The following is a 22902-nucleotide window of genomic DNA, read 5'->3' on the forward strand; positions in this document are numbered from 1 at the left end:
AACAACTATTATGAACTGTGAAATAGCAATTATTATAGATATACATTAATAAAAATAGTTGGTATTTTTACCCATATCTATAATGTTAGCTTGTGATATATTCAATTTACTAATTCAAATTTGAAGGGGGTTTTATGACTCTAATTAGAAAAGTTTTACTTGCAGGGTTTATGGCTTCTACTATGGCTGGAGCCGTTCATGCAGAAGATAAAGTTATTAGATTTGGCTCAGATGCTACTTATGCACCTTTTGAGTATATGAATGCTGAGGGTGAGGTTATAGGTTTCGATATTGATATCGCTAAGGCTATGTGTGAGCGCATGAAAGCTAAGTGTACATTCCAAAACCAAGCTTGGGACGGTATTATCCCTGCATTACGTGCTAAAAAATTCGATGTAATTGCTTCATCTATGAGCATCACTCCAGAGCGTCAAAAAGCTGTTGCATTCACAAAAATGATTTGGAATTCACCTAACCCACTTGTAGGTAAAAAGGGTGCTACAGCTCAGCCTACAGTTGAAGGCACTAAAGGTAAAGTAATAGGCGTTCAGCAAGCGACAATCCAAGATAGATATGCTACTAAGTATTTCAAAGATGCTCAAATAAAGCGTTATAAAACTTTCGATGATGCTTTAAATGATTTGGTTTTAGGTAGAGTTGAACTTGTGTTCTGTGACGTTGGTGTGGGTGATGAGTTCTTAAAATCATCAAAAGGTGCGGATTTCGAATTTATCGGTGATGCAGTTTTATCAAAAGATGACCCAGAGATTTTTGGTGTAGGTACTGGTTTTGCAGTACGTAAGCAGGACAAAGAATTGTTAGAATCTTTAAACAAAGCTTTCGACGAAGTTCGTGCAGATGGTACATACGACAAAATTCAAAAACAATACTTTAAAGTAGACATGTATCAGTAACTTTTACTTCATCCATGTCTCTGCAGGGGTCTCATCAGACCCCTCTTTAGTATCTGCGTTCTCCTGATCTTCTCTATCTAAATTCCAAATTTCAGTCTCTTGAGCCTCAGCCCAGTCAGCAGGACTTAATTCATCCTTCCAAGCTACAGTGATATCAGGTGTGTTTTGTGCAGTAGTGACAATGCTCTCTTTTTCTACATCAGGAGTTGAATCTGAAACGATAGGAGGTGAGTTAAATTTCTTAATAATTTGCCTAAAATCATCTACAAGTGGCATAGATGAAATATATACTAGTACCAGCCCAACATAAATCGTAAATGAAAATCCAAAATATTTATACCCAATAGCACCACTTACACCGCCAATAAAAAACAATATCAGGACCTCAACAAGAAGCCAAAGTTTTTTCATGTTTGCTCGGACAGGACTAACCTTAGGACCTGTGTGGTGTGCTCGATTCCAGTAAAACGCTTTTCCTAACTCGATACCAATATCTGTCACGGTCCCTGTCATATGAGTAGACCGCAGTTTAAAATTGGAAATGTCGGTGATAATGGCATTTTGTAGACCCATAATAAAGCAAAGAGTCGCAACTGTGAAAGGTGTCCAAAGCCAAGAAACGTTTAGTTGCAAGCCATCCATAACACCAAAAAATATAAGACCATTTGCTTCTATAAATATTGGCAATGCATATTCACTTTGTAAAAATCGGTGCCTAGCAAAATTAATAATCATAGAGGTGCATGCCGAGCCAGCTATAAAAGCCATCAAAGCTCCCAACCCCCAAAAGAAATACTCCAGGTCACCAATAGTAAGCATATCGGCCATATGAGAAACTATGCCAGTCATATGTGATGTATATTCACCTACAGCAAAAAATCCCCCCGCATTTACAGCTCCCGCAACAAAGGACAAAAAGCATGCTAATTCAGCATTTGCTGAATAAGTTCTAGCTTTGCCTGTAAGTCGGCGTGAATAATGGGCTAACATCTTTTAAATATACATAAATTACGTTTAACTTCTGTGAAGATTAAATTGCAGAAATCACTTAGACTTATTATTATTAATTATTTAAATTTAATCCCATAACATAATAATGCAAATTAAAACTATTTCAAGGCATGCCCTAGATAAATGGAACGTAAATATGGCACTTGAGCTATTCGAAATGCCATTTATGGATCTTATATTCTTAGCTCAAAAAATTCATCGTGAATATCATGATCCTAATAAAGTTCAACTTTCCACATTGATGTCCATAAAAACTGGTGCCTGTCCTGAAGACTGTAAGTATTGTCCCCAATCAAATCGATATCAAACGCATGTAGAAAAAGAAAAATTATTGGCTGTTGAGGAAGTTATTGAGGCCGCCAAAGTAGCTAAGGCTTCGGGGGCTACTAGGTTTTGCATGGGTGCCGCTTGGAGAGGCCCTAAGGATCAACATCTTGAAGTGGTCAAAGAAATGGTACGTGCCGTAAAAGATTTGGGCATGGAGACCTGTGTGACTTTAGGCATGTTAAAAGAAGGACAAGCGGAAGAGCTTAAAGAAGCTGGACTTGATTACTACAACCATAATTTAGACACATCCCCTGAATTTTATGGTGAGATTATCACGACCCGTACATATGAAGACAGACTAAACACGCTTCAAAAGGTCCGAGATGCAGGTATTAAGATCTGTTGTGGGGGAATTGTAGGTATGGGAGAATCAAGAGCACAGAGGGCAGGGCTTTTGGTACAGTTAGCAAATCTGAATCCGCCTCCAGAGTCGGTACCAATTAATCAACTTATCAAGGTGCCAGGTACACCTTTAGAAAGTGTTGATGATTTAGATCAGTTTGAGTTTATACGAACCATTGCCGTAGCTCGAATTATGATGCCTAAATCAATTGTGCGTCTTTCTGCAGGACGTGAACAAATGCCTGAAACTATGCAAGCTTTATGTTTTATGGCTGGAGCCAGTGCTATGTTTTATGGTGAATGTTTACTCACTACCTCTAATCCGCAGATAACTGCGGATAGAGCTTTAATGAGTAATTTGAAGATGGAACCAGTCGCAGCTGGAATTCAAGCAGGACTTAGTCTTTAGATTTCTCTGAGGATTCTGTTTTTTCTGGAGTCCTATAAACCATAACAGAAACTTTTGCTAGAGATATAACTTTATTAGTCACGCTTCCAAGAAGTAGACTAGATAAACCGCTTCGACCATGTGTAGCCATATAGATTAGATCGCAATTTTGCTCTTCAGCTATGGCTACGATGCCTTCAGCTACGTTATAGTTACCGCTTATTATGGAAGTAAATTTAATTTGTTGAGCATTTGCGTAATCTAGAATAGGCTCAAGATATTCTTTAGCTTCTTGCTGTGCCGCCTCTTCAAAATCTCCATCTGATATGGCGTACGAAGCAACCATGCCATCAAATCCAATTAATGTAGAAAACGGTTGGGTTACATTAAGGGCTACAACTTCTGCACCCATAACCTTCGCTAGTTCGATACCTGCTTTAGCTGCCTCAAGAGATATTTCAGATCCGTCTACTGGCAGTAAAATTCGTTTGTACATACTGTTCTCCCTTTGAAGTATGAGTTAATTTTACCACTTTAGAGACTAATACCCTTACACTCATATAGGGATTTCTTCTTGTCCCATATTTAATCTTATAAATAGATCAGCAAGCATGCGTGCATCAATCAAAGCTCCATGTGGATTACGATGCAAAGCAGGATTATAGTCAGACCTAACTAAGGTTTTGTAAAGTGCATCTAAAGAATATCTTTGATTGGGATGTAATTTTTTTGGAAGTTTCATCCGACCCAAAATAACAGTATCGATTACATCGACTACAAATTCGTTTAACTTAGGTTGACCTGAAATTTTGAACTCATAATTCAAAAATCCCATATCGAAAGGTGCGTTATGTATGACTAAAGTGGAACCATATAAAAAATCAATAATTTCATCCACACAATCAGCAAATCTAGGCTTATCTAAAAGAAATTCATCTGAAATTTTGTGTACTCTAAATGCCCCAAAGTCTGAACGCCTATCAGGATTGAAATACATATGTAGTTCACGACCAGACTTTTGCCCACAAATTACTTCTACACATCCAAGCTCAATAATGCGATGACCTAAATAATATTTAGAACCCGTAGTTTCAGTGTCCAAGCACACATATCGCATTTACCAATTTATCTCTTTTTTTATTTCTTTTGACAGGGTGGCAATGTAATCGTTGTGAGCTGCAATTTCTTCTTCGCTAGCTTTGATTAGCTTGAGATTCAATTTAGACAAGTCAATATTTTGAGAGCTAAAACCTAAATCATCGCTAGCTTCTGATCTAGCTGAAGTTTCAAGAAATATCTCATTTTGCCCAGAGTTAAGTTTAATAAAAACTTTTGCAAGCATGACAGCATCGAGAAGTGCTCCATGTAGCTCCCTGTCTGTGTTCTGCTTATAACTTTCATCAACTAAATCTTTATAAAGTTTATTTAGTGTGATTACGGCTGATGAGAAGCCATTTTCTCTAGCTAGTTCGCGTGTATCAATTACAGGATTATGTATAAATGTTTCTAGCTTGGGTTTTCCGCATAAGGATAATTCATAATTAAGAAAACCCATATCAAATTCTGCATTATGAATTACTAATTGGGCATCTTTTAAATACTCAATTATCTTATCTGCTTTATCTGAAAATAAAGGCTTATCGGATAAAAATTCGTTACTAATACCGTGAACCTTAAGGGCTTCCTCATCAACCTCTCTTTCTGGATTGAAGTAGATTTGAAGATTATTGCCGGTTAATAATCCATCAATAATCTCACAACAACCAAGTTCGATTACTCGGTGCCCATCCTTCCAAGAAAGCCCCGTGGTTTCAGTATCTAGACAGATTTGACGCATTATTCTGCCATGCCAGGTATGACGGCGTGAAAACCATTATCCACATGGATAATTTCACCTGTTATACCTTTAGACAATGGTGATAGAAGAAACGCAGCCACATTACCCACTTCTTCAATGGTAATATTTCTGCGCATAGGAGCATTAGCTGCAACGTAGTCTAAAATTTTTCCAAAACCTTTGATTCCAGAAGCGGCTAGAGTTTTAATAGGGCCTGCAGAAATAGCATTACAATTCACGCCTCGAGGGCCAAGGTCAGCAGCAAGGTAGCGTACAGTGGCTTCTAGAGCGGCTTTCGCTACTCCCATAGTATTGTAGTTAGTGATTACCTTTTCGGAGCCGAGATACGTTAAGGTCAGTATGGACCCTTGAGATTTCTCCAAGTATGGCAATGCCTCTTTTGCCAATGCAGGAAAACTATATGCTGAAATATCATGAGCAATTTTAAAAGCCTCTCTGCTTAAACCGTCAAGGAATTCACCCGCAATAGATTCGCGAGTAGCAAATCCTATCGAATGTACAAGTCCGTCAATTGTTCCCCATCTTTCACCGATCGTGGATATAGCATTTTTGATTTCGTCATCACTTGAAACATCACAAGAGATAACAAAATCACTACCAAATCCTGATGCTAAATCCTGGACACGCTCTTTAAACCTATCTCCTACGTATGTAAACGCAAGTTCTGCACCTTGCTCATGACATGCTTTGGCAATGCCATAAGCTATGGAACGGTCTGAAATTAATCCTGTGATTACTATTTTTTTATTATCTAGAAATCCCATGGTTTATCCTTATATTAAATTCTAAAAATTGAGTTTATCTTATCATACCCATTTATTTTGTTGATTTCGATTTTAATAATAGTGACACAATGGGGAATTAGTCTTATATAACCTTTTTAAGGAGACAAGAAAATGAAATTACTAAATCGTTTCCGTAATGAGTTTAGATCTCAAGACAGCACTAAATCAGCACCTGAAACTTCCATTGATCAGGATATTCAGAAAGTGGTAAATGAATTGGCTCAGTCTATATTGCCTAGCAAAGATGAGACTATAAAACCTTTGTTGGAAGTTAGTCTTAAGTGAATTCTTAGGGGCAGTTTTCATTAACCGTCCCTAAATCAATTCTTAATTAATCAAACACTACTGTTTTATTGCCATTTAAGAGAATTCTGTGTTCTATATGACCTCTCACAGCACGAGATAGAACAAGGGATTCTATATCACTTCCTACTTGCACTAAATCCTCTGCGGTTTGTCTGTGATCTACATGTTCAATTTCTTGTTCAATAATAGGTCCCTCATCTAAATCCGACGTGACGTAGTGTGCAGTAGCACCTATAATTTTTACTCCTCGTGCATATGCTTGGTGATATGGTTTAGCCCCCTTAAAGCTAGGTAGGAAGCTATGGTGTATATTTATAGCTTTACCATTTAAAGCCTTACACATATCGTTAGATAGAATTTGCATATATCGAGCTAGAACAACTAAATCGACTTGCAGTTCGTCAACTAATTTAATAATTTGAGCTTCCTGTTCGGGTCTATTTTCCTTAGATACGGGCAAATGATAAAAAGGAATGCCATAACTTTTAGATAGCTTTTCAAATACCCTATGGTTAGACACAACACCTACAATATCAATAGGCAGATTTCCGCTTTTTGTTCTAAACAGCAAATCATTAAGGCAATGTCCTTGTTTGCTGACAAGTATCAGAACTTTGCTTTTGCGCTCCTTATCCCATATCTTCCAATTCATATTAAATTCTTTGGCAATATTTTCAAAACTTTTCCCAAGTGTTTCTGCATCTGAGTTAGCCAATGAAAAGTGGATTCGTAAAAAGAAAGTTTGAGACTCGTGATCCCCAAATTGTTGAGAATCGATAATATTGCCCCCAAGATTTAGTAGAAATCCAGTAACAGTATGCACTATACCTGTACGGTCAGGGCAGGAAATTGTAAGAATGTAGTGTTTCATTAAAATAAAAAAACCCAAAGCGGACCTGCTTTGGGTGAAGAAATGAGAAAAATTAACCTTTACCTAAGATTCCAGATTTGTAGGTATCATTAGATTTACTAAAGCTGTAATTTTTAACTGTGCCGTTTTTATAGAATTCAAAAATAATGGATTTACCTTGGCTATCAGCACCAGATGAAAACATATCCACGATAGGGATAAAGTTGGTAGGGTGTGAAGTTGATTCGCCATACTGATATGTCCAAATTTCATATCCGTTTGAAAGGCTTACAGAATTAGGCTCTCCGTAAAGTGCTTTTATATCGTATTTAGTAGTTTTGCCTTTGATTATATTTTCTCTAAGTTCATCTGCTGTGACGTTTTTAATTGCAGGATTTCCTGAGCTTGCACAACCAGCCACGATAGCCGTACAAGCTATTACTGAAGCAAGTAAAATCTTTTTCATAATTAACCCCTATAAGTGTTATAGAAAAAATTATATTACAACGTGTATCAAATTTAGATTGTAAATGATAGGGAGAAGAATAATTATTCAGCCCTTCCTTTTTTATTAAGCGAAAATATATATGGAAACACCAAATATAAGTCAACTTAACACTCAGGAAAGACGAGATCTTTTTAATTTTTTTCGTATTGCAACTACTCATCATAGCAATGCAATTGAAGGGCTATCGATGACTTTTGGTGAAACGAAGCAGTTATTGAGCAAAGGAGAAACTGCACCTAATAAACCATTGAAGGACAATTCGATTATTTTGGGGTTTGCAGAAGCATTTGATTCCGCCTTTAATTGAAAACGAGCAAAGAGAAGACTATATTAAATCCCTTTTTAGTGTTTCTCATCTTACAGATTTCCTACGAAAAGCTCATGTACGAAGCTATCAGAACTTACTAGATATTGTTAAAGACCAATTCCAGAATAAGGCATCAACTAGGGATATATCACGTTGATGTGCTTTGCAAGCCAACTTTGAAAAGGGCTGATTGTTAAGTTTGTAAATCTGGGTAATGAGTGTTTGTTAGGGCCATATGGTACTAAAAAGCATTACCCTTTGATGCGGTTCATAAACAAGATTGAAATGATTCTGCTAAATTTGACTGAACTTGCATGTTCTGAATGATGCTATTGGCTTGACTGTCGTTATATCCAATAGAAGTTAGAAGCTTTTTCATAGATATCGGTTTGCTATAGCCTTTAGGATCTTCCCATTCAGGGCAAAAGGAGCTATGAGTGATATCACAAAGTTTTGTTGCTGAGTAATATCCATATTCTTTCCATACACTATCCAATGCTTCTACATCACTTTCTGATAATTCTCTTAAATCGTCAGTTGAACGAATCATGCCAGGGGCAGCCAACACCAAATGATTTTCTTCTCTATCAGCAATCCAAGTATTCTAACAATTTGAATCATAGGTGCGAAAGCAATTTATACAATCAAGTGTCATTGAAAGCACGGGACCATGTGGCATGGACACAAAAGCATCGTTAGTAATAGAGGTACCATAACGAAGTAGAGACTCTCTTTCCGCTAAATAAAGCAGTTTCATAACTTTTAAAATGCTTAATGAACTGCCAGCCCTATATAGGAAAAATGCAGTAGCTTGGGTAGCATTTTTCAGAAAACAATAAATGATTATTAATCATAAAATTTCCAATTAATAGATGTCTAAGTTATTAAAAAATAGATTAAGACTAATTATTAAGCAATAAATATTAGTGGAAATTAAAATTGCTTTGCTTAACAAAGGGGATATTGAGTTAAATTTAACAAGCGTTTTAAATAAAACTTGAAATTGTAAATAAAAGATTTATGGTGCCCGAGGCCGGAATCGAACCGGCACGCCTTGCGGCGGGGGATTTTGAGTCCCCTGCGTCTACCAATTTCACCACTCGGGCTTAGTGTGGAAAAGCTTAAAATTATATCAACTTATTTAAGTTTTGTTAAATGAAATTAAATTTTCTAAAGATTGAGGGATTTCTCTATAGCTCCAACCACATTCAAATCGCATTCTATACCAGTCAAAGTAAGGACCAGGGTCAATTTTACGCTCAGGTGCTATATGCTCATGTCCTCGCACATGCTGTATAGGGTAACGGGTTTTAATAATTCTACATAGATAAGCCAAACTTTTATATTGTTCTGTCTCGAAAACGTCTATCTCAGACCCTTCAAGCTCTATTCCGATTGAAAATTCATTGCATTTTTCACGCCCGTTTAAACTAGATACACCCGCATGGAACGCCATTTTATCGGTGCTTACAAATTGGATAATTTCTCCAGAACGCTGTATATAAAAGTGCGATGACACACGTAGGTGATTAATAGTAGCAAAATATGGATGATCACTAGCGTTTATTCGATTTGTAAAAAGCTGTTCGACGAAATTATTGCCATAGATATAAGGTGGCAATGATATAAAGTGCACAACTAGTAGTGATACCTGCGTGTTCTTTGGGCGGTCGGAAAAATTAGGGGAGGCAATTTGCTTGCAATTATTTAGGAAACCGTGTTTATCAATATATGGATACGTCAATTTATTTAATATCTCGGGAAAATGCCATTCTTTTATGGTCTTCGCAGCAGAATGATTTTCCTCCTGCTTTGACAGTTTCGCTCTCAGGTGTATGCAATCCGCAATAATCGCACTCAATCATATTTTCTGGATTTTGAGAGTTGTCTTCACGATAGCTATCTTCTACATGTTTACGATTAGCACGTGCTATTTCTTTTGCTCTGCTAAAGCCTCTAAATATTGACCAGGAGCCAAGTAAAAAGAAAAATATGACAGCAAAAGCTAAAGCAAAAAACAATAATCTAGCCATAATTACCTCTTCAAACCCTGTGAAGTAAAACTTCTAAAATAAAACGTGTTCCTGTGTAAGCTAGGAATAAAAGACCGAATCCGATCAATGTCCATCGTAAGTAACTGCGACCTCTCCAACCCCATATGGATCTACCGAAAAGTAGAACACCAAATATTATCCAAGAAAATAGGGTAAAAAATGTTTTATGATCTCTAGGTAGTAGCACCCCGTTTAAGTCCATGGATACTATAGCTCCAGAGATTATAGATATAGTTAATAGTAAAAATCCAACCCAAATCACTCGATAAAGCATACGTTCTTGGACCATAAGAGGTGGCTGGGCATTTATAATTCTTGAGAAGATTGAAGTCTCTTCAGATAAGTTTATGGGTCTGCGCAAATATTTCTCTAAAGTAAACATAATCACTACATGTATGGCGGCTAGGGCAATAATTGCATAGGCAAAAAACGAGAACACCATATGCACTAAGAACATATTATTTATGATAGGAATACCAATACTGTGTTCTGATGGTGGAAATGTAGCCGCCAAAGCACAACTTATAACAGTGGCAGGAATAATGAGGTATAAGTATCCCTTGATTTTAAGAAACGTACTTTCAAATAAATAGAAAAGCACACCAAGCCACATCATAAATGAAATGCTTAATGACCAATTGATAGTTATAGTTTTTAAGCCGTGTGCACTTGGGGTGAACATATCAAAATGCACAGCAACGCCATGAACTACTGCAGTGGCTAGGAGAAGAGTTTGCAATATGAGGTTGTGTTTGTCACGTAAAAGAAGCATCCCTGAAATTAAGTACATCAGAGAAGCTACGTAGTGCAGTACGACATCATTCGCCATCTAGGAAGCCTATAACTTATAATTGCATAAGTCACAAGTATAACCTAATAAGAATCATTCCTATGTTCGATAATTTATCAAATCGTTTAGCCCGTGTCATGCAAACAATGCGTGGAGAGGCTCGTCTTACTGAACAAAATACAAAGGATATGCTGCGTGAAATACGCATGGCATTGATTGAGGCGGATGTTGCATTGCCAGTAGTTAAGGCTTTTATTGAAGAAGTGAAGTCTAAAGCTATGGGGCAGGATGTTGCTACTAGTTTGAATCCTGGTCAAGCATTGGTAGGTATTGTTCATAAGGAATTGACAGCCCTAATGGGTGGTGATTTGGGTGAGCAGGCTTCGCAATTGTCATTTGCCTCTCAACCACCTGCAGTCATATTGATGGCTGGTTTGCAGGGTGCAGGTAAAACTACTACCACTGGTAAATTATCTAGACTTATATCAAAGGGGTTATTGCCATCGGGTAATCTGAAAAAACATCCGCCTAAAAAGGTTTTGGTTGTTAGTGCGGACGTTTATAGAGCTGCAGCGATTGACCAATTGAAATCTGTTGCTCAACAAGCGGGCGTTGATTTTTTTGCATCGTCACCTGATCAAAAGCCTATCGAAATTGCACGTGCAGCATTGGATCATGCTAAACGACAGTTTTATGATGTTCTTATAGTCGACACTGCAGGTCGATTAGGTATAGATACTGCGATGATGAATGAAATTCGTGAATTGCATCAGTTTCTAAATCCTGTTGAAACATTGTTTGTGGTTGATGCTATGCAGGGTCAGGATGCTGTTAATGTAGCGAAGGCGTTTGCGGAAGCATTGCCACTGACTGGTGTTGTGCTTACTAAGATGGATGGTGATGCTCGAGGTGGTGCAGCTTTATCTGTTAGACATGTAACGGGTAAGCCTCTGAAATTTATTGGTGTATCGGAGAAGCTTGATGGGCTTGAACCGTTTCATCCTGAACGTATGGCTCAGAGGATTCTGGGCATGGGTGATATTGTTTCGCTTGTTGAACAGGTTCAAAATAATATTGATGTGGCTGAGGCGGAGCGCATTGCCAAAAAAATTAAATCAAAAGATAAATTTGATCTGAACGATTTTAAAGATCAGCTTCAACAAGTTAAAAAAATGGGCAGCATGAGCAGTTTGATGGAGAAGTTGCCTGGGCAGTTTTCGCAGATGGCTGGTCAGATTGACGAGCAGCAAGCCGATAAGCATATGAGACGTACGGAAGGGATTATTAATTCTATGACTCCGAAAGAGCGTTCTAAGCCAGAAATTATTAATGGAAAAAGACGTCAGCGAATTGCTAAAGGTGCGGGTGTTCCTGTTCAGGAAGTAAATAAATTGCTTAAGCAGTTTGAACAGATGCAGGGCATGATGAAGCAATTCAAAAAGGGTGGTATGGGCAAACTTATGAAAGGTATGAATGCTCTAAGTAGCATGGGTCGCTTTATGGGAGGGAGACGGTAGTTTTTGCTTTTAGTTATAAACACCAGCCAGTTACGACCTTTGATTTAGGCCACAGTTTTAGGCACTCGATTACACCGGCCGATTACGATTGAGGCTTAATCTAGCCGTTAGCCACAGTTTCATATAATAAAAACGCACCCGTTAAAAGGTGCGTTTCTAATCTATATAAGCAGTCAAAATAACTGCAAAATTCAGGTTATTAAGCTACGTTTTCTGGGATACGTAGAACTTGTCCTGGATAGATTTTATCTGCAGAAGAAAGCATAGGTTTGTTAGCTTCAAAAATGTCGTTGTATTTGTTAGCGTCACCGTAAACTTCTTCAGAGATTTTAGAAAGAGTGTCACCAGCTTTAACAGTGTACATTTTTGATTCTTTTTGACCAGCAGGAACCTCAAGGTTACTTTCAACTTGAGCGATGCCTTTAGTGTTACCTAGTGCTAGAGCCATGCGTTCTGCTAGTTCTTGTGAATCAGCTTTACCGCCTAGTACAATTTTGTCGCCTTCAACTTTAACGTCGATACCATCAGTATTGAAGTTGTGTTTTGCAAGTTGGCTTTTAACTTGATCTGGAGTTGCAGCTTCAGCTTTATCGCCGCCAAAAAGTTCTTCACCTGCTTCTTTAATGAAATTGAAAATACCCATAATATTTCCTTTAAAAGTATGTGTTAGGAAAGTTCATTATACAGGTCAAAAATTAATGTTTTTTGAAAATCAAATCCCATGATTCGTGCCCGAGTCTGAAGCCTCTTGTTTCAAATTTAGTTTGAGGTCTGTAATCGGGTTTGTCTGAAAAGCCGTGTTCATGCATGCTTTGATTAATTAAGTAATTGCAACTTTTTAAAACATCCAGCATTTGATGTGCGTAATCTTCCCAATCAGTTGCGCAATGGATGTAACCTCCTGACATAATTCTTTGGCTTAGAAAATCAATGAAAGGTTTTTGTATAAGTCGCCTTTTATGGTGACGCTTTTTGTGCCATGGATCGGGAAAAAATATATGCACTCCGCTTAGACTTTCTAAGGGAATCATCTTTTCTAGAACCAGATATGCATCTTCTTTTATAAGTTTTATATTGCTAAGTTGTGAATCTCGAATGCGCATAAGCATAGCACCCACACCAGCTGCAAATACTTCGACTCCAATAAAATTGTGTTCAGGTCTACTTAAACAGATTTTTTCTGTAGTCTCTCCCATGCCAAACCCAATTTCTAAATATGTCGGGGCAATGCGTCCAAATTCAGCTTCAAAATCTAATAATTCGTCCGAATAAGGAATTAGCCATTTAGGTCCTAGCTCGCTTATAGCTCTAGCCTGACCAGTGGTCATACTGTTTCTTTGAGAGCTAAATGAGCGAATTCGTCTAAATTGATCAGGGATAGTATTTTGTGTCATATCAACCGATACGCATGCCTGGCTGAGCTCCTGACTGTGGTTCTAAAATCCATAGTCCTGGAACCGCCTCTCTGTCAGCATGAGCAGCAGACAACACCATACCTTCAGAAACTCCAAATTTCATTTTTCTAGGAGCAAGATTAGCTACAACAACAGTTAGTTTGCCGATAAGATCTTCTGGTTCATAAGCTGATTGAATGCCAGAGAACACATTACGATTTCTACCTTCGCCCACGTCCAATGTAAGTTGTAGTAATTTAGTTGAACCCTCAACTTTTTTGCAGTCCACAATTTTCGCTACACGCATATCAACTTTTGAAAAATCATCAATAGTTATTGTGTCTGCAATAGCCTGTCCTCCAGGAATAAGTTTCTCTTCACTTTCAGTCACTTTTTGATCTGTAGTAGGTTCAAATAATTCGTCCAATTGTTTTTCCTCAACTCTTTGAAGTAAATGCTTGAATGGTTTGATAAATAGAGGTTTCTCATAGGCATCATCCCAAACCAAATCTTTTTTGATATCAAATAAATCCTCGTAAATAGAGGTGCTTAATTCGGGAGTAATAGGGTAAAGCAGTGTGCAGATAGCTTTAAACCCAGCAATCGCCTGCGAGCAAATATCCTGTAATTGTGCCTTGGTTTCATCTGAAGCTTCAGAGAATCCTTTAGCAAGAACCCAGGGTTTAGCCTGATCGAACGCAGTGTTTACTTTATCTGCGAAAGCCATAATGGCTCTAACAGCTTTAGAATATTCAAAATTCTCAATGTCAGCTTTGACTTCATCTGTAAGTTTTTTGATTTCCTCAAATTGCTCTTCAGTTTTAAAAGATAAATGACCATCAAAAAAGCGATTTATAAATGTACTAGCACGGCTGGCAATGTTTACGTACTTGCCTACTAAATCTGAATTTACACGGACCATAAAATCCTCAGCTGTAAAATCCACGTCTTCAACTTTAGCACTTAATTTAGCAGCGATATAGTATCTAAGATATGCTGGATTTAACCCTACACTTAAGTACTTAAGTGGAGAGATACCTGTACCTCGGCTTTTGGACATCTTTTCGCCTTTAACAGTTATAAATCCGTGAACCTGTATGCGATCTGGAACTTTTCTATCGGAGAACTTAAGCATGGCAGGCCAAAACAAAGCATGAAAATAAATAATGTCTTTTCCGATAAAGTGGATTTGAGAAGTTTCTCCCTTTGGATCGACAATAGAATCGTAATCCAAACCTTCTTTTTTAGTATAGGCTTTTAATGCAGCTAAATAGCCAGCAGGAGCATCAAGCCAAACATAAAAATACTTATCTTTTTCATCTGGGATAGGTATGCCGAAATATGGTGCATCTCTAGAGATATCCCAATCCCCTAATTTGCTATCACTTTCCGAATCACCTAACCATTCTTTTGTTTTGGCTAAGACTTCACCTTGGAGATGTGTTTTATTTAGATTACCTGAATTGTTTGTCCAATCGTGAAGGAATTGTATACATCTTGGGTCAGATAAATTAAAAAAGAAATGCTCAGAGGTTCTAAGTTCAGGACTAGCCTTTGTAAGAGTAGAGTAAGGCTCAATTAAATCCGTAGGTGCGTAAACTGCCCCACAAACTTCGCATGAATCTCCATACTGATCTTTTGCATGACACTTAGGGCATTCGCCTTTGATATATCGATCAGGAAGAAACATCCCCTTTATAGGGTCAAAGAATTGCTCTATGGTTTTAGTAGAAATAAATCCATTTTTCTTTAGAGCTTTGTATATGTTTTGTGAAACTTCGATATTTTCTGTGCTATGAGTACTATGCCAGAAGTCATGCTTAATTTGAAACCCGTTTAAATATTGTGGTCTCTCGCTTGCTATACGTGATACTAATTCTTCAGGAGTGATGCCCTCAGCTTGAGCCTTAAGCATGATGGGTGCTCCATGAGCATCGTCCGCCCCCATGAAATAAACCTTATGCCCAAACATACGCATGGCTCTAACCCAAATATCAGCTTGAATAAACTCCATGATATGTCCGATATGAAACGAACCATTTGCGTATGGAAGGGCAGTTGTGGCGAATATAGTGCGAGCCATGAAAATCCTATTTGTTATTAGTTTCTACAAAGTCTACGTCAGTAATCTCTTGCGGTTTGCGACGACTATAGGATGGGTGTCTAAATTTCTCCGCAAAATCTTGTTGAGTTTTAGCTGCTTTTTTTTGCGTACGTTTTACGTAATCCCCAAAAGAAAATGATCTACCGCTTAATTTGTTCGTAAGAAACATAGCTCCACCCACCAAAAACGCAGTAGAAATTAAGAAAAATGCAAAAATAAAGCCTAGAATCGTAACCCCAAAAATAAATATGCCTCTTATGATGCTTAGGATTAAATCCATATACTAAACTCCTATACTAAATGAGGTATTACACTAGAAATAGAGTAAAACAAGATATTATTGCAAAAAACACATCTAAATGAAACCAATGATTAAGCCTGAACTTTTAATAGATTTACTTGGTGGACTAAAGGACCCTCTAACTGGTAGAGAGTTAAAAGGGATTTTAAAATCGCATCACATTAAATCCGAGGGCAGTAAGATTAAAGTCAACTTTCCCCTTGGTTATAAATTAAGTAGTGATGAATTACATGCACTTCAAGACCAAGCCTCCCAAATACTGATTTCAAATAATTTAAATCAAGTTGAACTTAACTTTGATTTAAGTGTTAGAAAACATAAGGTTCAAGCGGGTCTTAGGCCACTAGATAAAGTGAGTAATATTATTGCGGTGGCTTCAGGAAAAGGAGGTGTCGGCAAGAGTACATGTGCGGTAAATATTGCCATAGGGCTAGCTCAATCTGGAGCTAATGTGGGTCTACTTGATGCTGATATTTATGGACCAAGCGTTCCAATTCTAATGGGTCTTGAAGGGAAGCCTGAAATAAACTCAAAGCAAATGATGATCCCTCATTTCAGACACGGCATCTGGACAAATTCATTTGGCTTTCTGATAGGCGAAGATGAGGCCGCAATTTGGCGCGGACCCATGGTTGTGCAGGCTTTAAATCAATTGATATCATTTACAGATTGGCCACAACTTGACTACCTTATTGTTGATATGCCACCAGGTACTGGAGATATTGCCCTTAGTATGTCACAAAAGATTCCCGTTGTAGGTGCAGTTATCATTACAACACCTCAGGATTTGGCTCTTCTTGATGTTAAAAAAGGTGTGGCAATGTTTGAAAAAGTAGGAGTTCCTATTTTAGGCGTCATAGAAAATATGGCTACCTATACTTGTCCAAAATGTGGGCATACAGAATCCATATTCGGACATGAAGGCGGACTGAAACTGTCGAATCAAATGGGGTTGCGGTATTTAGGGGCATTGCCACTTAATATAAAAATAAGGGAAGGATCAGATGCTGGAATTCCAATCACAAAGTCCGAACCAGAGTCGCAAGAAGCTAAAATTTTTAGAAATATTTCGAGACAGATTGCAATATCTATTTCCTCAAGTAGCCTCGATATGACTCATAAGCTGCCTCCCGTTGTGTTAAAAAGTTAAAATCATATGGTATTTAACTTTTGCTTTAGGTAATTTTATGAGACTAGGCACTAGGGTTCTGCAGTGTCTTTTATTTTTCAGTGCTACCTCTACGTTTGCCGCTCATAAACCCGAGGTCTTAATTATTCCTAGCGGACTTTCGCCTGAGGAATTGACCGCCGTTCAAAAAGCAATCAGTGCAGTTGTTCGTCAAGCCGATGACCAAGATGGCGGTGAGGCTGCACGTATTCGTCGAAAAGGGCACGAGTCCGTGGTTACAGCCCTTGCCACTATGGGATATTACGCTCCCGTAGTTACTCTTGAAGTTGGTCAGGATATTGGCGGTGACACTTGGGATATTTCCATAGAAGCAGGTGAGCAAAGCAAAGTAACTCAAGCTACTACGCAATTTGAAGGGGCCATATCAAAGCCTAAGCACGTCACCCGAGTTCAAAGTATTAAAGCATCTTGGGGGTTGCCTGAAGGAAGTGCATTTTTAAATAAAAATTGGTCCAAGTCTAAAAATGATATTTTGGATGTTGTGCTTCAAAGGGACTTTTATCTAGCCCGCCTTAGTCAAACTCGTGCCGTGGTCGACCCTAAGCAGTCCTCAGTTGAGACTTTGGTCGTTATCGATAGTGGACCTGAAGTTAAACTAGGGCATATTGAAATATTCGGGTTACGACGTGTTCCTAGAAAAATTGTAGAAAAGTATCTGAACTACAAGCCAGGTAAACCCTATGATAAGCATGATTTTGATGATTGGGTTAGTCTTCTGCAACAAACAAACTATTTCCGTGGGGTCTTTATAAATCCTATCGTTCCAAACGATCCCAATTTGATGAAAAAAGATGTAGTCGAGTTGCCAGTTCAAGTGAGGGTTACAGAGGCTCCTGCGAGCACATTGGCAGGGTCAATCGGTGTGGATGATAGTGTTGGTCTGCATGCAGAAGCCGTGTATAGACAAAATATCATAATCAAGCAACCACTTGTGATAGAGGGCGGAGCAGGAGTTGATAAGGATGCTCAACGTGCCTACTTCGATGTATATTTTCCTCCGAATCAAAATCATTCTGTTGATAGTATGGGTGTGATGATTCGCAGGTCCAAAATTCACAATGAAAAGGTTTTGAGATTCGGTTTTGGATTTCGTAGAAAGCGCGATTTTAAATTAGATCCCGATAGCAATGTGGAATGGTCAAATGGTTGGGCCATCATGGCTAATCGTGATAGGATTGAGCGTCCTCTTGATAGGAAAAATCCTGAATTTATATTGCCATCTATCGTAGCTACATATGAAGTTGTAAGACGTGATATTAAGTCTAAAGAGGATCCTAGGTCGGGGCATGCTTTTGGCATGGGTGTGGGCATAGGGCATAATTTCAAGCAGCATAAGATGTTCTATAGGGCTTCATTGCGAGGTCAGTATTGGTTTCCAGTAGGTAAAAAAGATGCGATTACAATCCGTGGAGAGATTGGTCGTGTCTGGGCTGGCAAAGATACCCTCTATCCAGATGATTTCGCATATCGTACGGGCGGTGCTCGATCTATACGTGGGTATAAATATTACGGTCTAGGTAAAAACATTGGGGAAACCATAGTTGGGGCTAAAAACCTTGCCGTTCTAAGTGCAGAATACCAAAGATACTTTAACGATACGTTTGGTATGTCAGCTTTTATAGATGTTGGCAATGCGGCTGAAAAACTAAAAGATATGAAACCAAAAGTTGGGGTTGGATTTGGAGCCTTAGTTAAAACTCCTGCAGGTCCGTTAAAAGCGGATTTAGCTTGGGCGATTAACGATAAGAAAATTCGTCTTCACTTTACCCTTGGAGCGTCATTCTGATGAAAACTCTATTTCGCTTCTTTTTAGTTACTTTCTTTTTGCTGATTATTCTATTCGGAGTAGTGGTTTATTCGGTTTTATTTACGAATTTCGGAATAAGAAAAGTTGCTGACCATATATTGCCGTATGCTGGTGTTCATGCGGATGATATACAAGGTACTGTCTGGGACGGTTTGTTGATTGGAAATCTTTTAATTGATAAGCCTACTCTGAAGGTTGATGCACAGGGCATTGCCATAAAGCTAAATTTAGCAAAATTAAAAGATAGACAAATTTATATTGAGTCATTTACTAGTCGCAATTTAAATATGCAAATTGTGGCCAAAGACACAAAAGAAATAGCCGAAGATGTTGCAAAGCAAGTGGACAAAGCAGAAGGTAGCGTTATTGAGTACCCTACATTGCCCGTAGACATTATCGTTGAGAGGGCTAGCCTATATAACTTTGCAATACAGCAAACTGTTAAAAAGGATAATATTTTTAACGAAAGCCCGCCTATGGTCGAAATTGCGGGTAGTGTTGAAAATCTAAAATTAAATTTTCTTAGACGTAAACATCTTGATTTCAATATTGATTCTGAGCTTTCATTGACAGGACAGGGCTATCGCATAACAAGTAAGGTTGTGGGTGAAGGGTCGGGCACGAATCCGTTTGTATGGGATAAGTTAGATTTAAAGGCTGAACTAGATGATAAAAGCTTATTGTTCAATCAAGCCGTTATAGGTAAAGCTCAGATTAGAATCGACTCTAGAAGGCAGATTGACCCACTTGTTGATTTGCTGATCGGGGATAATCAACTTCATATCGACGGTAGCTTGCCTCTTCAAAATGGTGTAAAAACTAAGGGCATCGTTATGCGTGCCACAGCTCCAAAATTAGATAGAATGGCTCCTGGAGCGGGCAAGTCATTAACCCTAGAAGCCACTATTACCGGTGATATACAAAATCACGAATTTAAACTTAATGGCATTTATGTGCCTCTTGAGGACTTTGCACTTGGTGCTGACGATGTGCATATAGACATAGAAGCTACAGGTAAGGGTACTGATAATTCGTGGGCTTCGAGCATATCTAAAATAGATATCCACAACAAAGACAATAAAATTTCTAACAGTTCTCCCATCCCAATTGACATACAATTTGGACCGCCTGCTGAATGGAAAATCGGGCAAGCTACTCTAGTATTTGCCCGCAAAGGCATGACAGATACAGTTATTGTCCATGAATCCACTAATGGCGTTAAAAATCAGATTTTCTCTCAAGGCATCATTAAGGATTTGAAGTACGAAGATCAACTTTTTAATGCAAGATGGGATTTAAAAAAAGCTCCACTTATAGAAACCGATTTGTTCATAACACGTAATGGCGAAGAGGCTTTAGAACTACAAAAAAATCCACTTCTTAATATAAAGGAGTTACACCTAAATCTTAAGGGCACGCCCGAAGAAAAAATAATTGTTAATCTGAATGGAGATGGAGAGTCCACAAAAATTAAAGGTGACTTCGTAATCGATCCAAAAAATATTCTTGGATTTGATACTGGGGAACTAGATATCGAGCTATCAAATGGTACATTACTCAAGGGTAATTTAGGTCCAGACGTTACTGATAAAGAATCGCTTGCAGTTAACTTAAATACAAATCAACTGGATATTGGTCTGCTTTCAGGGGGGCTAGTTAAAGATTCCATAATTAATGGCAATATCGCAGGCGTAATTAAATTTAATAAAAACAAAATTCCTACAAAAGGCAGTCTATATCTAGATATAGATAAGAACAGTAAATGGCTAGGAAAGCCGATTTCAGGTCTTGTTGATTTTAAATTCACACCATTTGATGAAGAAACTGTAGAAAATACTACTATCTTTACGCCTGTACTTTATATTTTTGAAAAAGCCGATGCAAATCTAAAAATAGGCTCCAATACTATCGTCTCAAAAGGTGCGTTTGGTAGACCTAACGATAAGTTAGAAGGAAAGATTGAAGCTTTAAACTTTAAGGAATTATGGCCAACTCTCGAAGGTGCGGCTAAAGTTGAGGGATTTACAACTGGTACGGCTGAACAGCACACAACAAAAGGAAAATTGCAATACGCACCAAAAGGATTTAGCGGTAAAAAACCGCAAGTCATGACGCTTTCAGGTGCCGTTACTGGAGGGTTAATTAGTGAGGATTCTCAAGTAAAGTCGTGGAAGGGCAAATTTACTGAATTAAATTCCGATTTCGATAAATACAATCTAAAAAGTAAAGATGATATTGAAATTGAAATTAATAAGGAACACAGTCTTGCCGAGTTAAGCTGGAAAGTTACCAATGGGTCATTAAATCTTACGATGCCAAATAAGCATGTTATTACCCTTAGTCACATTATTTCTGAGGGTCAGGGCAAAAGATGGAGAACAGCTGGAGAGATTAAAAATGTTGTCATAGATGAACATTTAAAAGAGTTTACCGAAATGTTGGAGTTTAAGGAAAACTCAGGACCTGGCGGTATAGTAGTAAAAAACCCAGCTAGCAAAAATAAAAGCGACCTTAAAATTAATGCTCAGTGGGGCATAGAATTTAATGAGAGTATGCGGGGCGGTATCGTAGTCAATAGGGTGTCTGGTGACTTTGTATTGCCACGAAGTAATAACAAGCACATGGGCATACAGGATTTAAGCCTACAAGCTATTTTTGAGCCTTCAGTAGGTAATAAAAGTGATTTCAAGACAACAATTACCCTAAATACTAAGACTACGGGTCAGCTTAAAATCAATGCGAAAGTGCCATTTGTAGGGCTTCAGCCGTTATTAAGAAGTGGAACAGAAGTTACGGCTACGGGTAAGATTAATGATATTTCATGGGTGTCTGCCTTCACAGATGATTTGCTCGAACTTGGCGGAGAGGCTGATTTTGACATACGTTTACACACAAAATCTGACGGCAATTGGACGACGACTGGGTATTTGAATGCCAAAGATTTAAAAATTGTTGAGGTGGAAAATGGTGTTAGATTTCTAAATGGCACATTGAATTCTCATCTAGATTCAGGACGGTACTTTGTCGATGATCTGACATTTCCAAGTGTTATAAGGGTTAAGCCAAGCGAAGTACGTACAAAAGCGATGTTAGATAAGTTGGGTTCGAAAGGATATTTTTCACTTAGTGGATTTTGGGATTTAGTCGATTCGGTAGGTGAGTTTAAAGTCGACGTTGATAAATATCCTATAGTTCAGCGTTCTGACCGTTTTATTATGGTTAGTGGCAATGGGGCCATTAGCGCACCACTACCTCAAGTTGATATATCGGGTAACTTTACTACAGATACTGGCTTTGCAAGTGTAGATATTTTGGAATCTACTCCAAAACTTGATAGTGATATTATTATCCTAAAAGAGGGTGAGGCGAATCCTGCACCACGTAAAACTGATACCAATCTTAATCTAGATGTGAATTTTAATTTGGGGGATCATTTCCATATCGTAGGTCTGGGTCTTGATTCTAAAGTCAAAGGCTCCCTAAACATAATTAAAAATGATGGACCTATTAAGGCAGTTGGTATGTTCGAGACAGACGGCGGAAAAATTGAAGCCTACGGTCAAAAGTTATCTATCGATAAGGGCGAAATCACCTTTAATGGATCTGTAGAAAATCCAAGCTTTGATATTGAAGCAATCAGAAAAGGTCTTGAGGTGGAAGCTGGAGTGCGGGTTCAGGGGAATGCACGTTTACCTAAAATATCACTGGTATCCTATCCAGATGTAAGTGAGGTTGAAAAACTTTCATGGTTGATTATGGGTAGGGGACCTGATAGCAGTGGTGCCGATTTAGCATTGCTATTATCCATAGGCACTGAGTTGCTTGGGGGTGAGGAGCCACTATATAGACAAATAGGTATTGATAATATCGGTGTGCGTTCAGGAACTGTGGGTGCGAGTGGAGCTATATTGCCACAGAGATCTGTAGCAGACAGTACATCATATAGAGGAAGTGATACTTCTGATCAGCTCCTTTATATCTCAAAACAGGTTACTGAAAATTGGTCGGCAGCACTAGAGCAGTCTATTTCTGGTGGCGGTACAGTTGTGCGTGCGAGCTACAAACTATTTGAAAACATAACCGCAGACATCAAAGCTGGCTCTGTTAATGGTATAGAATTAATCTACAAAAGAGTATTTAAATTTTAGGT

The 22902-nt window shown here is 38.2% G+C and carries 22 protein-coding genes, 1 tRNA gene and 1 pseudogene; 8 read left to right on the plus strand and 16 right to left on the minus strand.

The genetic code is table 11. The features are described 5' to 3' along the window. Positions 1–134: 134 nt before the first annotated feature. On the plus strand, positions 135–914 hold the full coding sequence (locus KUI_RS01525) for a transporter substrate-binding domain-containing protein (RefSeq protein WP_013522077.1): 780 nt from the start codon (positions 135–137) through the stop codon (positions 912–914). A gap of 3 nt (positions 915–917) precedes the next feature. Here the strand turns inward: KUI_RS01525 and KUI_RS01530 are convergent, their stop codons facing one another. Further along, positions 918–1904: a YoaK family protein gene (locus KUI_RS01530; RefSeq protein WP_013522078.1), complete on the minus strand. Its 987-nt coding sequence runs from the start codon at positions 1902–1904 to the stop codon at positions 918–920. A gap of 106 nt (positions 1905–2010) precedes the next feature. On the opposite strand from KUI_RS01530, the gene bioB reads away from it, so the two are divergent. After that, the gene (gene bioB, locus KUI_RS01535) at positions 2011–3003 is read left to right on the plus strand and encodes a biotin synthase BioB (protein WP_013522079.1); all 993 of its coding nucleotides are present in this window, start codon (positions 2011–2013) and stop codon (positions 3001–3003) included. Here the strand turns inward: bioB and KUI_RS01540 are convergent. The 4 genes from KUI_RS01540 to fabI are packed head-to-tail and all read right to left on the minus strand — an operon-like array spanning position 2993 to position 5604. Beyond that, the gene (locus tag KUI_RS01540; RefSeq protein WP_013522080.1) at positions 2993–3478 is read right to left on the minus strand and encodes a universal stress protein; all 486 of its coding nucleotides are present in this window, start codon (positions 3476–3478) and stop codon (positions 2993–2995) included. The two genes, bioB and KUI_RS01540, sit on opposite strands and share 11 nt — an antisense overlap. 60 nt (positions 3479–3538) lie before the next feature. After that, positions 3539–4099 carry a DNA polymerase III subunit epsilon gene (gene dnaQ, locus KUI_RS01545; protein ID WP_013522081.1) on the minus strand — a complete coding sequence of 187 codons (561 nt, stop codon included), beginning with the start codon at positions 4097–4099 and terminating at the stop codon, positions 3539–3541. Beyond that, entirely contained in the window at positions 4100–4819 is a 720-nt protein-coding gene (gene dnaQ, locus KUI_RS01550; protein ID WP_013522082.1) for a DNA polymerase III subunit epsilon, read from the minus strand. Beyond that, positions 4819–5604, minus strand: coding sequence for an enoyl-ACP reductase FabI (fabI, locus tag KUI_RS01555; RefSeq protein ID WP_013522083.1), 786 nt, complete (start codon positions 5602–5604; stop codon positions 4819–4821). Before fabI ends, dnaQ (KUI_RS01550) begins: the two co-directional genes overlap by 1 nt. A gap of 132 nt (positions 5605–5736) precedes the next feature. Here fabI and KUI_RS08280 point away from each other — a divergent pair, with 132 nt between their 5' ends. Next, complete coding sequence (locus tag KUI_RS08280) at positions 5737–5910, plus strand: hypothetical protein (RefSeq protein ID WP_013522084.1); 174 nt, start codon at positions 5737–5739, stop codon at positions 5908–5910. 46 nt (positions 5911–5956) lie between these two features. On the opposite strand, the gene purU is transcribed toward KUI_RS08280, so the two are convergent. Together purU and KUI_RS01565 are read right to left on the minus strand one after the other, a co-directional pair. Continuing rightward, positions 5957–6802 carry a formyltetrahydrofolate deformylase gene (gene purU / locus KUI_RS01560; RefSeq protein WP_014840140.1) on the minus strand — a complete coding sequence of 282 codons (846 nt, stop codon included), beginning with the start codon at positions 6800–6802 and terminating at the stop codon, positions 5957–5959. A gap of 52 nt (positions 6803–6854) precedes the next feature. Next, on the minus strand, positions 6855–7247 hold the full coding sequence (locus KUI_RS01565; RefSeq protein WP_013522086.1) for a hypothetical protein: 393 nt from the start codon (positions 7245–7247) through the stop codon (positions 6855–6857). Positions 7248–7368: 121 nt separating this feature from the next. Between KUI_RS01565 and KUI_RS01570 the strand changes: the two genes are divergently transcribed. Next, positions 7369–7596, plus strand: a complete 228-nt coding sequence (locus KUI_RS01570) for a hypothetical protein (RefSeq protein WP_014840141.1) — start codon at positions 7369–7371, stop codon at positions 7594–7596. A gap of 268 nt (positions 7597–7864) precedes the next feature. Here KUI_RS01570 and KUI_RS01575 read toward each other — a convergent pair. The 5 genes and pseudogenes from KUI_RS01575 to KUI_RS01595 all read right to left on the minus strand — a co-directional run bounded on the left by KUI_RS01575 (position 7865) and on the right by KUI_RS01595 (position 10479). After that, positions 7865–8353: pseudogene (locus KUI_RS01575) on the minus strand (Panacea domain-containing protein). 264 nt (positions 8354–8617) lie between these two features. Beyond that, positions 8618–8702, minus strand: a tRNA-Leu gene (locus KUI_RS01580). A gap of 35 nt (positions 8703–8737) precedes the next feature. Beyond that, a complete protein-coding gene (gene ampD / locus KUI_RS01585; RefSeq protein WP_014840143.1) occupies positions 8738–9340 on the minus strand; it encodes a 1,6-anhydro-N-acetylmuramyl-L-alanine amidase AmpD in 603 nt (200 codons plus the stop codon). A 1-nt stretch (position 9341) separates the two neighbouring features. Further along, entirely contained in the window at positions 9342–9629 is a 288-nt protein-coding gene (locus tag KUI_RS01590; protein WP_013522090.1) for a PP0621 family protein, read from the minus strand. A gap of 10 nt (positions 9630–9639) precedes the next feature. Next, positions 9640–10479, minus strand: a complete 840-nt coding sequence (locus KUI_RS01595; protein ID WP_014840144.1) for a cytochrome C assembly family protein — start codon at positions 10477–10479, stop codon at positions 9640–9642. A 62-nt stretch (positions 10480–10541) separates the two neighbouring features. Here KUI_RS01595 and ffh point away from each other — a divergent pair, with 62 nt between their 5' ends. Continuing rightward, positions 10542–11957, plus strand: coding sequence for a signal recognition particle protein (gene ffh, locus KUI_RS01600; protein WP_014840145.1), 1416 nt, complete (start codon positions 10542–10544; stop codon positions 11955–11957). Positions 11958–12156: 199 nt separating this feature from the next. On the opposite strand, the gene lysM is transcribed toward ffh, so the two are convergent. Genes lysM through KUI_RS01620 form a run of 4 tightly spaced genes read right to left on the minus strand, consistent with a single transcriptional unit; the run spans position 12157 to position 15735 of the window. Beyond that, positions 12157–12600: a peptidoglycan-binding protein LysM gene (lysM, locus tag KUI_RS01605; protein WP_013522093.1), complete on the minus strand. Its 444-nt coding sequence runs from the start codon at positions 12598–12600 to the stop codon at positions 12157–12159. Positions 12601–12652: 52 nt separating this feature from the next. Continuing rightward, on the minus strand, positions 12653–13351 hold the full coding sequence (gene trmB, locus KUI_RS01610) for a tRNA (guanosine(46)-N7)-methyltransferase TrmB (protein ID WP_013522094.1): 699 nt from the start codon (positions 13349–13351) through the stop codon (positions 12653–12655). Position 13352: 1 nt separating this feature from the next. After that, positions 13353–15434 (minus strand): methionine--tRNA ligase, encoded by a 2082-nt coding sequence (gene metG / locus KUI_RS01615; RefSeq protein WP_014840146.1) that lies wholly within the window; start codon positions 15432–15434, stop codon positions 13353–13355. A gap of 7 nt (positions 15435–15441) precedes the next feature. Continuing rightward, positions 15442–15735 (minus strand): hypothetical protein, encoded by a 294-nt coding sequence (locus KUI_RS01620; RefSeq protein ID WP_013522096.1) that lies wholly within the window; start codon positions 15733–15735, stop codon positions 15442–15444. A gap of 79 nt (positions 15736–15814) precedes the next feature. On the opposite strand from KUI_RS01620, the gene apbC reads away from it, so the two are divergent. Genes apbC through KUI_RS01635 form a run of 3 tightly spaced genes read left to right on the plus strand, consistent with a single transcriptional unit; the run spans position 15815 to position 22900 of the window. Beyond that, entirely contained in the window at positions 15815–16906 is a 1092-nt protein-coding gene (gene apbC, locus KUI_RS01625; RefSeq protein WP_014840147.1) for an iron-sulfur cluster carrier protein ApbC, read from the plus strand. Between the two features lie 37 nt (positions 16907–16943). Continuing rightward, positions 16944–18731 carry an autotransporter assembly complex protein TamA gene (locus tag KUI_RS01630; RefSeq protein ID WP_014840148.1) on the plus strand — a complete coding sequence of 596 codons (1788 nt, stop codon included), beginning with the start codon at positions 16944–16946 and terminating at the stop codon, positions 18729–18731. Continuing rightward, the gene (locus KUI_RS01635) at positions 18731–22900 is read left to right on the plus strand and encodes a translocation/assembly module TamB domain-containing protein (protein WP_014840149.1); all 4170 of its coding nucleotides are present in this window, start codon (positions 18731–18733) and stop codon (positions 22898–22900) included. Before KUI_RS01630 ends, KUI_RS01635 begins: the two co-directional genes overlap by 1 nt. The last annotated feature ends 2 nt before the right edge of the window (positions 22901–22902 follow it).

The organism is Taylorella equigenitalis ATCC 35865, assembly GCF_000276685.1.
In the GTDB taxonomy this organism is placed as follows: Bacteria; Pseudomonadota; Gammaproteobacteria; order Burkholderiales; family Burkholderiaceae_B; genus Taylorella; species Taylorella equigenitalis.

Bases quoted from the DNA above. Each gene is read 5' to 3' on its own strand.
- KUI_RS01525 (WP_013522077.1), top strand. From the start codon at position 135: ATGACTCTAATTAGAAAAGTTTTACTTGCAGGGTTTATGGCTTCTACT.
- KUI_RS01530 (WP_013522078.1), bottom strand. From the start codon at position 1,904: ATGTTAGCCCATTATTCACGCCGACTTACAGGCAAAGCTAGAACTTAT.
- bioB (WP_013522079.1), top strand. From the start codon at position 2,011: ATGCAAATTAAAACTATTTCAAGGCATGCCCTAGATAAATGGAACGTA.
- KUI_RS01540 (WP_013522080.1), bottom strand. From the start codon at position 3,478: ATGTACAAACGAATTTTACTGCCAGTAGACGGATCTGAAATATCTCTT.
- dnaQ (WP_013522081.1), bottom strand. From the start codon at position 4,099: ATGCGATATGTGTGCTTGGACACTGAAACTACGGGTTCTAAATATTAT.
- dnaQ (WP_013522082.1), bottom strand. From the start codon at position 4,819: ATGCGTCAAATCTGTCTAGATACTGAAACCACGGGGCTTTCTTGGAAG.
- fabI (WP_013522083.1), bottom strand. From the start codon at position 5,604: ATGGGATTTCTAGATAATAAAAAAATAGTAATCACAGGATTAATTTCA.
- KUI_RS08280 (WP_013522084.1), top strand. From the start codon at position 5,737: ATGAAATTACTAAATCGTTTCCGTAATGAGTTTAGATCTCAAGACAGC.
- purU (WP_014840140.1), bottom strand. From the start codon at position 6,802: ATGAAACACTACATTCTTACAATTTCCTGCCCTGACCGTACAGGTATA.
- KUI_RS01565 (WP_013522086.1), bottom strand. From the start codon at position 7,247: ATGAAAAAGATTTTACTTGCTTCAGTAATAGCTTGTACGGCTATCGTG.
- KUI_RS01570 (WP_014840141.1), top strand. From the start codon at position 7,369: ATGGAAACACCAAATATAAGTCAACTTAACACTCAGGAAAGACGAGAT.
- KUI_RS01590 (WP_013522090.1), bottom strand. From the start codon at position 9,629: ATGGCTAGATTATTGTTTTTTGCTTTAGCTTTTGCTGTCATATTTTTC.
- KUI_RS01595 (WP_014840144.1), bottom strand. From the start codon at position 10,479: ATGGCGAATGATGTCGTACTGCACTACGTAGCTTCTCTGATGTACTTA.
- ffh (WP_014840145.1), top strand. From the start codon at position 10,542: ATGTTCGATAATTTATCAAATCGTTTAGCCCGTGTCATGCAAACAATG.
- lysM (WP_013522093.1), bottom strand. From the start codon at position 12,600: ATGGGTATTTTCAATTTCATTAAAGAAGCAGGTGAAGAACTTTTTGGC.
- trmB (WP_013522094.1), bottom strand. From the start codon at position 13,351: ATGACACAAAATACTATCCCTGATCAATTTAGACGAATTCGCTCATTT.
- metG (WP_014840146.1), bottom strand. From the start codon at position 15,434: ATGGCTCGCACTATATTCGCCACAACTGCCCTTCCATACGCAAATGGT.
- KUI_RS01620 (WP_013522096.1), bottom strand. From the start codon at position 15,735: ATGGATTTAATCCTAAGCATCATAAGAGGCATATTTATTTTTGGGGTT.
- apbC (WP_014840147.1), top strand. From the start codon at position 15,815: ATGAAACCAATGATTAAGCCTGAACTTTTAATAGATTTACTTGGTGGA.
- KUI_RS01630 (WP_014840148.1), top strand. From the start codon at position 16,944: ATGAGACTAGGCACTAGGGTTCTGCAGTGTCTTTTATTTTTCAGTGCT.
- KUI_RS01635 (WP_014840149.1), top strand. From the start codon at position 18,731: ATGAAAACTCTATTTCGCTTCTTTTTAGTTACTTTCTTTTTGCTGATT.